Annotated in this window: 12 protein-coding genes; 10 read left to right on the top strand and 2 right to left on the bottom strand. The window is 73.1% G+C overall.

Annotated elements, in window-relative coordinates:
* Window positions 1-15 precede the first annotated feature (15 nt).
* The 10 genes from fliE (at window position 16) to ACIQFY_RS01725 (ending at window position 9,704) form a co-directional block, all read left to right on the top strand.
* Window positions 16-333, top strand: a complete 318-nt coding sequence (gene fliE / locus ACIQFY_RS01680; protein ID WP_400338389.1) for a flagellar hook-basal body complex protein FliE — start codon at window positions 16-18, stop codon at window positions 331-333.
* The gene (gene fliF, locus ACIQFY_RS01685) at window positions 333-2,009 is read left to right on the top strand and encodes a flagellar basal-body MS-ring/collar protein FliF (RefSeq protein WP_066654109.1); all 1,677 of its coding nucleotides are present in this window, start codon (window positions 333-335) and stop codon (window positions 2,007-2,009) included. Before fliE ends, fliF begins: the two co-directional genes overlap by 1 nt.
* Entirely contained in the window at window positions 2,006-3,055 is a 1,050-nt protein-coding gene (fliG, locus tag ACIQFY_RS01690) for a flagellar motor switch protein FliG (RefSeq protein WP_081984829.1), read from the top strand. The genes fliF and fliG overlap by 4 nt, the downstream gene beginning before the upstream one ends.
* The gene (locus ACIQFY_RS01695; protein ID WP_400338025.1) at window positions 3,048-3,710 is read left to right on the top strand and encodes a hypothetical protein; all 663 of its coding nucleotides are present in this window, start codon (window positions 3,048-3,050) and stop codon (window positions 3,708-3,710) included. The genes fliG and ACIQFY_RS01695 overlap by 8 nt, the downstream gene beginning before the upstream one ends.
* The gene (locus ACIQFY_RS01700; RefSeq protein WP_400338026.1) at window positions 3,707-5,038 is read left to right on the top strand and encodes a FliI/YscN family ATPase; all 1,332 of its coding nucleotides are present in this window, start codon (window positions 3,707-3,709) and stop codon (window positions 5,036-5,038) included. Before ACIQFY_RS01695 ends, ACIQFY_RS01700 begins: the two co-directional genes overlap by 4 nt.
* On the top strand, window positions 5,038-5,469 hold the full coding sequence (locus tag ACIQFY_RS01705; protein ID WP_400338028.1) for a flagellar export protein FliJ: 432 nt from the start codon (window positions 5,038-5,040) through the stop codon (window positions 5,467-5,469). Before ACIQFY_RS01700 ends, ACIQFY_RS01705 begins: the two co-directional genes overlap by 1 nt.
* Window positions 5,466-6,194: a C40 family peptidase gene (locus ACIQFY_RS01710; protein ID WP_251160269.1), complete on the top strand. Its 729-nt coding sequence runs from the start codon at window positions 5,466-5,468 to the stop codon at window positions 6,192-6,194. The genes ACIQFY_RS01705 and ACIQFY_RS01710 overlap by 4 nt, the downstream gene beginning before the upstream one ends.
* Window positions 6,191-7,975 (top strand): flagellar hook-length control protein FliK, encoded by a 1,785-nt coding sequence (locus ACIQFY_RS01715; RefSeq protein WP_400338030.1) that lies wholly within the window; start codon window positions 6,191-6,193, stop codon window positions 7,973-7,975. Before ACIQFY_RS01710 ends, ACIQFY_RS01715 begins: the two co-directional genes overlap by 4 nt.
* Window positions 7,976-8,001: 26 nt before the next feature.
* Window positions 8,002-8,433, top strand: a complete 432-nt coding sequence (locus tag ACIQFY_RS01720; RefSeq protein WP_251155430.1) for a flagellar hook assembly protein FlgD — start codon at window positions 8,002-8,004, stop codon at window positions 8,431-8,433.
* Between the two features lie 89 nt (window positions 8,434-8,522).
* Entirely contained in the window at window positions 8,523-9,704 is a 1,182-nt protein-coding gene (locus ACIQFY_RS01725) for a flagellar hook protein FlgE (protein WP_251155431.1), read from the top strand.
* A 106-nt stretch (window positions 9,705-9,810) separates the two neighbouring features.
* Here the strand turns inward: ACIQFY_RS01725 and ACIQFY_RS01730 are convergent, their stop codons facing one another.
* Window positions 9,811-10,863, bottom strand: coding sequence for a BLUF domain-containing protein (locus ACIQFY_RS01730; protein WP_209682767.1), 1,053 nt, complete (start codon window positions 10,861-10,863; stop codon window positions 9,811-9,813).
* Between the two features lie 345 nt (window positions 10,864-11,208).
* Entirely contained in the window at window positions 11,209-11,598 is a 390-nt protein-coding gene (locus tag ACIQFY_RS01735; RefSeq protein WP_209682764.1) for a MerR family transcriptional regulator, read from the bottom strand.
* Window positions 11,599-11,829 lie beyond the last annotated feature (231 nt).

Consider the following 11,829-nt stretch of genomic DNA (forward strand, 5'->3'; position numbering starts at 1 on the left):
GTGACCACCAACGCGATGACCCGTGCGTTCGCCGGCGCCACGGACGCCGCGACCGGTGCCGGAGCGCTCGGCGGTGCCGCGGGCGCCGGCGCGGTCCAGCCGACCACCGGCGGCGACGGCTTCGCCGCGAGCCTCGGCAACGCGGTCGACGGGCTCCAGCAGCTGCAGAGCGACTCGAAGACCCTGGCGCTCAAGGCCGTCACGGGCAACCTCGACGACATCCACGACGCCACCATCGCGTCCACCCGTGCCCAGGTCACCCTCGAGCTCGTCGCAGCCGTCCGCAACAAGGGCGTCGACGCGTTCAACGAGATCATGCGGATGCAGGCCTGATGCCCGCCGCGATGCAGAACACGTGGGGGCGGCTCGTCGCCTACGTGAAGGGCTTCTCCGCCGCGCAGCGCACCATCGCGCTGATCGGCGTCGCCGCACTCGTGCTCGGCGGGATCGCCCTCGCCAGCTGGCTCGGCAAGGCGTCCTACGCGCCGCTCTTCACCGGACTGGCCGCAGCCGACGCGAGCTCGATCACCGACCAGCTGACGACCGACGGCGTGCCGTACCAGCTGACCGACGGCGGCGCGACGATCCTCGTGCCGCAGGACAAGGTGTACTCGGAGCGGCTCAAGGCGGCGTCGAACAACCTGCCGTCGTCGAACGAGGGCGGCTACTCGCTGCTCGACAAGATGGGCGTGACGAGCTCGGAGTTCCAGCAGGACGTCACCTACAAGCGGGCGATCGAGGGCGAGCTGGCGAAGACGATCTCGTCGATGGACGGCGTGAAGGCCGCCACCGTGCAGCTCGCCATCCCCGAGAAGACCGTCTTCGTGTCCGAGGAGAAGGACCCGACGGCGTCGGTGTTCGTCGCGACCGAGAACGGCGCGCAGCTCACCACGGACCAGGTGCAGTCGATCGTGCACCTGACGAGCGCCGCGGTCGAGGGGATGCAGCCCACCGACGTCTCCGTCGTGGACCAGAAGGGCCAGACCCTCTCCGCGGTCGGTACCGGAGCGACCGGCAGCGGCGCCGACCAGGCGGCCGACTACGACGCGGCCACCCGGAAGAAGATCCAGGACCTGCTCGACACCACGCTCGGACCGGGCAACGCGAGCGTCGTGGTCTCGGCGACGATGAACCAGCAGTCGGGCACCCGGACGTCGGAGAGCTTCGCACAGCCGAAGGGCGGTGCAGTCGCCCTCAACGAGTCCAGCTCGACGGAGGAGTACGGCTCCGGGTCCGGTGCGGGCGCCGGTGCGACCGGCGTCCTCGGTCCGGACAACATCGCGGTGCCGAACGGGACCGCCGGCGGCACCACCACGAACGGCACGGCCGCCGGTGACGACGGCTACAAGAACGAGTCGGCGACGAAGAACAACGCCGTCGACAAGACCACCGAGACGACGCAGATCCCCGCCGGTGGTGTCGAGCGGCAGACCATCTCGGTCGCCCTGAACTCGCGCGCCGACTCGGTGCAGAACGCGAACCTGCAGAGCATCAACGACCTGGTGTCCGCCGCCGCCGGAGCCGACAACGCCCGGGGCGACCAGGTCCGCGTCGCGATGATGGACTTCGACGACTCCGCGGCGAAGGACGCCGCCAAGGCCCTCGAGGAGCAGCAGCAGGCCGAGCAGCAGCAGGCCATGTGGTCGGCCATCCGCACCGCCGGCATCGTCGTCGCCGTCCTCGCCGCCGCGATCGTGCTCGCGATCGTGCTGGCCCGCCGTGCCCGCCGTCAGTCGCGCGAGGCCGTCGACGTCGGTGAGCTCGACGCCTTCGCCGGTGAGACGTTCGAACTGCCCCTCGGTACCGACGACCTGGCGATCCCGGCCGTCGAGCCGCAGACGGTCGCGCTGCAGACGCTGCCCCACGACGACGCCCCGACCGAGGTGCTGACGACGGACGAGATCAGCGCCGAGCGTCGCCGGCAGGAGATCTCCGCGCTGGCCGAGCGCGACCCGAAGCGCACCGCCGACCTGCTCCGCGGGCTCCTCGACGACCGGTCGCCGGTGTGAGCGCGCTCGTCCCGGTCCCCGCCGGCGGGGGCACCACCGACCGCGCCCTGACCGGCGCGCAGAAGGTCGCGCTCATCCTCATGCAGATGGAGACCGAGCGCGCGGCCGAGGTGATGAAGCAGTTCACCGAGCTCGAGGCCGAGGAGATCAGCGCCGAGATCGTCCGGATGCGCCGCGTGGACGACTCCGTCGTGGACCGCACGATGAGCGAGTTCCACCGCATCACGCAGCGCGGCCGCGTGCAGAAGCGCGGCGGCAAGGACGCCGCGCTCGGGCTGCTCGAGGCGTCGTTCGGGTCCGAACGCGCCGCGGGCGTGATGGACCGGCTGGCCTCGAACCTCGCCGGGCAGTCGTTCGAGTTCCTCGACGACGCCGAACCCGGCCAGGTCGTCAGCCTGCTCGAGGGCGAGCTGCCCCAGACCATCGCCCTCGTGCTCGCGCACCTGCAGCCCGGGCAGGCGAGCGCGGTGCTCGCCGGGGTCGACGACCGTGTCCGCACCGACGTCGCCCAGGCCTTCGCGACGATGGGCACGGCGACCCCCGAGGCCGTCGGGATCGTCGCCGGCGTCCTCCGCCAGCGCGCCGGTGCCGTGGTCTCGCCGCGCGAGAGCGTCGAGGTCGTCGGCGGCATCGCGCCCCTGGTCGAGATCATCAACCGCTCGGACGTCGCCACCGAGAAGGCCGTGCTCGACGGCCTCGAGGCGCGCGACCCGGAGCTCGCGGAGGACATCCGCTCGCGGATGCTCACGTTCGAGGACATCGTCAAGCTCGAGTCGCGCGACATCCAGCAGGTGCTCCGCGGCATCGACTCGAAGCTCCTCGCGACCGCCATGAAGGGTGCGCCGACGCCGGTCGTCGAGACGATCCGCGCGAACGTGTCCGAGCGCAACCGCGAGCTGCTGGACGACGAGCTGCAGGCCATGGGCCCCGTGCGCGTCTCGCAGGTCGAGGAGGCGCGCGCCGAGGTGGTCCGCTCCGTCCGCGAGCTGGAGGCCGAGGGCACGATAACCGTCCACCGCGCCGAGGAGGACGAGCTCGTTGACTGACACCACCGTGCAGCGCGTCGCGTTCCCCGTGCTCGGGAGCGCGACGACCCGCGACCTCGCAGCGGCCGCCGACGTGCGCGGCCACGCCGCGGGCTACGCCGCGGGCCTCCGTGCCGCCCAGGCCGAGACCGCTGCGCTGCACGCCCGGCTCGAGGCCGAGCACGCAACGCGACTCGCGGCGCTCCAGGCCGAGACCGTCCGCCGTGTCCAGGTGCTCGACGCGGCCACGAACGCGATGCTCTCCCAGGTCGTGCCGGTGCTGGCCGACGCCGAGGAGTCCCTGGTCGACGCTGCGCTCGACCTGGCCGAGGCCGTCGTCGGACACGTGGTGCGTTCCGGGCGCCAGGACGACGCGACCGGCGAGGGCGACGGCCAGGAGGTACGCCCCACCACCGGTGCGGAGGCGACCGTCCGTCGGGCGCTCGCCTCGGTCGACGCCACCGTCGCGGTGGCCGTCCGGCTCAGCCCCGCCGACGCAGCCCGCGTCGCCGACCTCGCGCTGCCGGTCCCGGTCGTGCCGGACGTGGCGCTGCTCGACGGCGACGCCGTCGTGGACCTGCCGGACGGGCTGCTCGACCTCCGCATCGGCGCAGCGCTCGACCGTGCGCGCGCGGCGCTGGGCCGCTCCGCCGACCGGCCGGAGGCGTCCCGGTGACCGCGATCCTCCTCCGTCCCCGTGGGTTCGACGAGGCGATCGCCCTCGCCGCGCCGCAGCGCGTGGGCCTCGTCACGAGCGCGGTGGGCCTCGGGCTGACCGTCGCCGGGGTCGAGGCCCGGATCGGCGACGTCCTGACCGTCGGCGCCGAGGGCGGTCCGCAGACCCCCGTCGAGGTCGTCGCCACCGATCCAACCGGTGTGCGCTGCATGCCGCTCGGACGCCTCGTCGCGGTGAGCGCGGGCACCCCGGTCCGCCCGACCGGCCGTCCCGTGCTGGTGCCGACCGGCGCAGGGCTGTTCGGCCGGGTGCTCGACGGGCTCGGACGGCCGATCGACGACCGTGGTCCGCTCGACACCGACGGCTGGGTGCCGCTCGACCACGCGACGCCGAACGCCATGGCGCGCACGCGGATCGACGCGCCGATGCAGCTCGGCGTCCGTGTGCTCGACACCCTGACGACCGTGGGTCGTGGACAGCGCATGGGCCTGTTCGCCGGCTCCGGCGTCGGCAAGTCCTCGCTGCTGTCGATGATCGCGCGCGGGAGCGACGCAGCCGTCAACGTCATCGCCCTGGTGGGGGAGCGCGGCCGCGAGGTCCGGGAGTTCCTCGAGGACGACCTCGGGCCCGAGGGCCTCGCCCGCTCGATCGTCGTGGTCTCGACGTCCGACGAGCCGGCCCTGATGCGCCTGCGCGCGGCGTTCGTCGCCACCCGGATCGCGGAGTCGTTCCGCGACGCCGGGCAGGACGTCGTGCTCATGATGGACTCGCTCACCCGCGTCGCGATGGCGCAGCGCGAGATCGGACTGTCCGTGGGCGAGCCGCCCGCGACCCGGGGCTACCCGCCGTCGACCTTCTCGGTGCTCGCCGGGCTCCTCGAGCGCGCGGGCACCGACCGGGTCGGCAGCATCACCGGGCTCTACACCGTGCTCGTGGACGGCGACGACCACAACGAGCCGATCGCGGACAGCGCCAGGAGCATCCTCGACGGGCACGTCGTGCTCGACCGGAAGCTCGCCGTGACCGGGCACTTCCCGTCCGTCGACGCGCTCGGGTCGGTGTCCCGCGTCGCCTCGAAGGTCACCGAGCCGTGGCAGCGCGCTGCGGCCACCGCGCTCCGGAAGGTGATGGCGGCCCGCCGGAACGCGCAGGACCTGCTCGACGTCGGCGCCTACCAGCCCGGCACGAACCCGCTCGTCGACGCAGCGGTCACCCACCAGGACGCGATCGACGCGTTCCTCCGACAGGGGATGGACGACCGCGCGGACGCCGGGACGTCCTGGCGAGCCCTCGACGCCCTCGTCGCCCGACTGGGGGTGTCCGCCTGATGGCCCGACGCTTCCCCCTCGCCGGACTGCTGCGCCTGCGGCACGCCGAGCAGGACCGCGCCGCCGCCACTCTGGCCGCCGCGAACGACCGTGTCCGCGACGCCGCCGACGCCCGCATCGCCGCGCGGCGGAACCTGGCGGACCGCGAGCAGGAGCAGCTCGTCACGGACGCCGCGACGCTGAGCGCGCTCGCGGCCGCGCGGGCCTCGACCCGGGGGATGCTCGAGGAGCTCGACGCCGTCGCACGCACCCGTCGTGCCGATGCCGATGCCGCCCGGACCGCGTACTCCGCCGCCCGCCGTGCCGCGCTCGGCCTCGAGAAGCTCCAGGGCCACCACGACCGCGAGCAGGCCGCCGCCGGCCTGCGCGCCGAGCAGGACGCCCTCGACGAGATCGCGGCACGACGCCGCACGGAAGGTGGTGCCCGATGAGCGTCGACGCCGTGCTCTCCCGGATCGCCGAGATCCGCACCCAGATCGACGCCCTGCGCGGCGGTACCACCGCCTCCGCGGGCGGCTCCGCCTCGAACGAGGCCACGACCGGCGCGTTCGCCGACGCCCTGGCGACCGCGACCGGGACGTCGACGAGCGCCGGCGCCGCCGGCACCGCTGCTGCCGACGGGGCGTCCCGCACGCCGGCCACCTCGGTCGACGCGGGCCGCGGCACCCTGGCGACCGGCAGCGGCGCCACGGGGTCCGACGTGGTCGAGGACGCGAAGAAGTACCTCGGCGTGCCCTACGTGTTCGGCGGGACGACCCGGTCCGGCATGGACTGCTCCGGGCTCGTGCAGACGGTGTTCAAGGACCTCGGGGTGACGATGCCACGCGTGGTGCCCGACCAGGCGGACATGGGGGTGCCCGTCGGGTCGCTCAAGGACGCGAAGCCGGGCGACCTCATCATCCCGAAGGGCGAGCAGCACATCGTGATCTACGTCGGTGACGGCAAGGTGCTGCACGCACCCCGACCCGGCAAGGACGTCCGGATCGTGGACAACTGGTACAAGGACTCCGACATCGCGACGATCCGCCGCATCGTGCCGAGCGAGGCCGCGGCTCCTGCGGCGACCCGCTCGGTCTCCGCAGCGGGTGCGGCGCAGTCGGTCACCGACCTGCAGACCGCGGCACTCCTGTCGGCGATGCGGGGGAGTGCTGCATGAGCACCGTGAGCACGACGACCCTCTCCCCGGCCCCCGCCGCACCGGGGAGCGCTGCGACCGCCGGGTCGACGACCTCGGCGCTGCCGTTCGGCGCCGCCCTCGCCGCGGTGCTCGCGCCGGCCGCGTCGAGCACGTCGGGCGGCGCGTCGGTGGGGCCCGCGGGCGTCACCGGTGCGCCGTCCGGGACGGCCGCCGCCTCGGGTGCCCCCGCCACGGGCGCTCCGGCCTCGACCGCCGCTGCCCCGAACACCGCGGACACGACCGCCGCTGCCCCGAACACCGCGGACACGACCACCGCGGACACGACGGCCGCTGTCCCCGCCACCGACCCGACGCTGCTCGGCATCGTGCCGGTGCCCACCGCCCTCGTCGCGGTCCCGTCGGCCAGCGCCGCCGCCGTGTCGGACGATGCGGTGTCGCCCCAGGTCGGGACCGCGGGGACGGACGGTGTCGCGCCCTCGGCCGGCAATGCACGACCGACCGGGGCCTCCGACCCGCTCGGAGTCACAGAAACGCGCGGGACCGCCGGTCCTGCCAGCACCGCGGACCGCGCAGCGGCGGCCGGGATCGCTACGCCGGCACCGGTTGCCGGCTCCGGACCCGCCGTTGCGCGCTCCACCGGACCGCAGGTCGGCGCCGTGCCGTCCACGACCGCTCGACCTGCAGGAACGTCCGGCGCTCCCCGGCCCGGTGCGGCACAGCCCGCCGTGGTCCGTCCCGCTGCGGCGCCGCTCGAAGGCGACGTGTCCGACGTGTCCGCGGGAACGACGCCCGTCCTCGCGACCACGCCGTCGACGACCGGTGCACCCGGCGCGCCCTCGACGACCGCCACCTCTGCGGCGACCGGCTCGACCGTCGCGGCCCCGTCGGTCCTCGGACCCGTCGCGGTGGACGGGGCGTCGAGCTCCGCCGCTCCCGGAGCCGCGACAGCCGTCGCCGTGACCGCGTCCGCGAGCACGACGACCGAGACCACCACTGCCGGGACCACCACGACCGGGGCCACCGCGACCCTGACCGCCACGACCCTTCCCACCACGACGGCGAGCAGCCCGCTCGCGACGACGGACGCCGCGGCCGAGGCCGCCGGCCCCACGGCAGCGACCAGCGTGTCGTCGGCGCCGCAGGCCGGTCGCCCTGCCGACACCGGCACGGCGAGCACGGCGACCGCCGCCGCCCCGGTCGTGCAGACCGGACCGGCCACCGGGGCCCGGGGCGACGACGGGTCGGACCGGCGGACGGGCGGCCAGGGTGATCCGAGCCTCCAGGCCGTGACCGCCCCGCGCAGTGGCGAGACGCCGTTCGCGGTCCCCGCACCCGCGACGACCGGGCTCCCCACCGCGCCGGGCGCGGCGACGGCGAACGCCCCGGCGCCCCTCGCACAGCAGCTCGCGCGCCCGGTGTTCACGCTCGCGCAGGCCGGTCCCGGCGACCACGTCGTCACGGTGCAGGTCACGCCCGACGCGCTCGGTCCCGTCACGGTCCGCGCGCACGTGACCGCGCACGGGATGCACGTCGAGCTCTTCGCCGCGTCGGACGCCGGCCGCGACGCGGTCCGGCAGGTGCTGCCCGACCTCCGCCGTGACGCTGCCGGCAGCGGGACCACCACGACCCTCGACCTGTCCTCCCAGAACCACCCGGGCGCGCAGCCCGGTCGCGACGACCGGCCGGCACCGACGGTGCTGCGCCCGGGAGTCGGCCTGGAGGCCCGCCCCACCCCGACCGCGCCGGTCACCACCCGGCCCACCACCGTCCGATCCGTCGGACTCGACGTCCTCGCCTGACGCGGACACGAGAAGGAGACCACACCATGCCCCTCGACGGCATCACCGGCTCGGTGGACGCTGCCACGCAGGCAGCGGCGATCGCCCAGACCGCCGGTGCGAAGAAGTCCCAGACGATGGACTCGGAGGTGTTCATGAAGCTGCTCGTCACGCAGCTCCGGAACCAGGACCCGTCCTCGCCGATGGACACCAACCAGATGATCAGCCAGCAGACGCAGCTCGCGACGATGGAGCAGATCACCAACCAGACCACGACGGCGAACGAGAACTTCTCCCTGCAGATGCGGATCGCCGCCGCGAACCTCGTCGGGAAGCAGGTCAGCTACACCGACGCGAGCACCGGGACCGCGGTCTCGGGCACCGCCACCGCCGTGTCGTACGCGAACAGCGTGCCGACCGTGACCGTGAACGGGAAGGAGGTCGACCTCGACGTGATCTCCGGTATCAAGGCCGCCTGACCCGCGGCCGCGCTCCTCGTCCCCCTCCTGTTCGTCCTCCCTCCACGAGTCTTCCCTCCACGAGTCTTCCTTCCACGAAAGGTCGCACCATGCTCCGCTCCCTCTACTCCGGCATCTCCGGTCTCCGTTCGCACCAGCAGATGCTCGACGTCACCGGCAACAACATCGCCAACGTCAACACCGTCGGCTTCAAGTCGTCGACCACCGTCTTCCAGGACACCCTGTCGCAGATGACCCAGGGCGCCGGAGGACCGCAGACCGGCCTCGGCGGCACGAATCCCGCGCAGATCGGCCTCGGCGTGCAGGTCGCCGGCGTCTCCACCAACTTCGCGCAGGGCTCCGCACAGGCCACCGGCAAGGCCACCGACCTGATGATCTCCGGCGACGGGTTCTTCGTCACCCGCCTCGGCAACGACACCGTCTACTCCCGCGCCGGCGCGTTCGACTTCGACGCCGACGGTCGCCTCGTCACCGCCGACGGCAAGATCGTGCAGGGCTACTCGGCCACGAACGGTGTGGTCAACGAGGGTGGTGGCCTGACCGACATCCGGCTGCCCATCGACGCCGCAGCACCCGCGGTGCGGACCACGACGGCCGGGGTCACGGGCAATCTGCCGTCCGAGACCGCCGTCGACGCCCAGAAGGTCCGCGAGGCCACCGTCTACGGCCCGGACGGCGAGAAGCGCTCCCTCACGCTGACCTACACGAAGACCTCGGCGACGCAGTGGAGCGTCCAGGGCCGCATCGACGGCGGGACGCTCGGCCCGGCGACGACGCTGACGTTCAACACCGACGGGTCGCTCGCCAGCGGTGGCCCCGTCACCGTCGGCGGGATCACCGTCGACGTCTCGAAGACGACCGGCTACGCGTCGCTCGACACCGCGTCGATCTCGGAGCAGAACGGCAGCGCGGCCGGCTCCCTGCAGGGGTACTCGATCTCGAAGGACGGCACCGTCGTCGGGTCGTTCTCCAACGGGTCCTCGCTGGCGATCGGCCGCATCGCCCTCGCCACCTTCGCGAACCCGGCCGGCCTCGAGAAGACCGGCGCATCCGGGTACCGCGCGACCGCGAACTCCGGCCAGGCCACCGTCGGCGCACCCGGCGACCCGGGTGTGGGACAGCTCGCCTCGGGCACCCTCGAGATGTCGAACGTGGACCTGTCGCAGGAGTTCACGAACCTGATCGTGGCGCAGCGCGGCTTCCAGGCGAACGCGCGGATCATCACGACCTCGGACGAGGTGCTGCAGGAGCTGACGAACCTGAAGCGGTAGGGGAGCGGGGCGGTCGGTCGCGGCCGCGCCGTCCCTGCTCCTGCACGGTGCGGGGCCGCCGCTCGGGCCGTGGCGAACCACGGCACGAGCGGCGGTCCCGCAGGCGCTAGCGGGTCCCGGCGCCGGGCGTGTCCCAGTACGACGGCTGTTCGTACTGCTCGGACCACCCGCGACGCATCCGCGTCGCCGCGCGGTCGAACGCGTCGACGAGGTCCGTGTCCGTGGTGAGCAGCGCCTGCAGGCGGAGCCCGTCGTACAGCGCCAGCAACTGCTGCGCGCCCCGGACCGGGTCCATGGTCGCCGGCTCCCGTCCGTCGCGGACGTCCGCTGCGAGCCCGTCACGGATCGACTGCCGGAACCGCCGGTAGGTGGACCGGTGGTAGTCGGCGCCCTCCACCGTCGGGTCAGCGGCGGACGCGAGACTCGCGGCGAGGAGTTCCATGAGTGCCGGCTGCTCCGCATGTGCAGCGAGCAGGGCGTGCAGGAACGGGACGGTGCCCTTCTCCGCCATCAACGGCACGAGCGGCGCCGCGATCGTCTGCGTCCACCGTTCGACGGTCGCGGCGAGCAGCGCCCGTTCCGTCGGGAACGCCGCACGGACCTCGTCGGCGTCCATGCCCGCGCGCTCAGCGACGACGTCGAGGGTGAACCGGGAGACGCCGCCGTCGTGGAGCGCGGCGATCGCCCCGTCGATCGCGCGCGTGCGCGGTGCTTCGTCCGTTTCGGCCGTCCGGCTCGTCAGGGGTGCCAGCGGGTGCTTCCGGAACCACTCCAACAGCCCTCGCGCCCGGGTCAGGCCGAACATGGGGTCGGCTGGCTGGCTGGGGCCGAACAGGTCACTGAATCCCGGGACCTGCTGCATCAGCGGATCGAGCGGCTGGAACGCCATCGACCAGTCCGGGAACGACCGCTGGGCGACGGGCTCGTCCGCCAGGATCCGGACGTTCGTGTGCCGAGGGTCACGGCGGACCTGTTCGAAGCGGACAGCAACGGTCTCGTCGTCGCCCTCGATGATCCCGAGGCAGTTGTCACCCTTGTGCGCCAGGATGCCCGTCACCCCGAGGGCCGTGTTCTTCTCCCGCCCGACCGCGAGGATCTGCGCGAGCTCGGTGTCCGTGATCGGACGGGTCTGTGTGCTGGTGTACACGATCGAACGCATCGGTGCTGGTCTCCCTGCCGTAGTGGAACACGGTGCGCTCTCGAGTGAACTGCCCTGTCTACTGCTCCGCAACCCCCCGACCGGGCGCGGACAGTGGTCATCCCGTGAACGCCCCCGTGCAGGAGTTGCGGACCGGCCGGAGACGGGCGGGACACGGGACACGGGAAGCAGTGCCTGGCTGCAACCCGAATGCAGCCAGACACGACACCGTCCGGATCACGAGTCCGGTACGGGGACCATCGAACCAGGCCGTGAGGAGGCCCTCGAGACCCACAACGCGGGGAGAACGACCGTTCCCCGGCGTGCCTCGCTCGTCGACAGATCGCCTCGCAGGTGCTCCGGCGTTCACCGCTCGCGGAGGATCCCGAGGAACTCGTCGGCCATGCCGAGGTGCTGTTCGAGCTTCGCGCGCCGCTGCTCGGTGTCGCGGATGTACTCGTCGAGCTGCTCGCGGAGACGCGCCTGCCCGGGTCCGTCACCGACGACCTCGAGGGCGTCGACGACGGCGAGCAGTTCGGCCATCTGTTCGAGGGAGAAGCCGAGCGGCTTCATGCGACGGATGATGAGCAGCCGGGCGAGGTCGGTGTCGGTGTAGAGCCGGAAGCCGCCCTCGGTCCGGCCGGACGGGTGCAGGAGACCGACCTCGTCGTAGTGGCGGATCGTCCGGTTCGACAGGCCCGTACGGTCGGCGAGTTCGCCGATGTGCATCGTCGTCGGTGCGGCTCGCTCCGTCATCGGCTTCTCCTTCGTGGTCCTGCTGGGCTCTGGCGAGCGTAGCGCCGTCGTGTCCCCGGCCCCTGTACCAGGGATCGACAACCCTTCCGTGGCGGTAGGGTTCGGGAGTCCCCAGTGAAAGCGAGCGTGGCATCACGTCCTCCCCGAACACATCTGACATCACCCTGCCCACCCCGGGTGCCGTCCCACCGGCGGATCCGACAGCGACGCCGCCCGGCCGGACGGCGAGGG

Origin of the sequence: Curtobacterium sp. NPDC092190, assembly GCF_044755625.1 — a bacterium.
In the GTDB taxonomy this organism is placed as follows: Bacteria; Actinomycetota; Actinomycetes; order Actinomycetales; family Microbacteriaceae; genus Curtobacterium.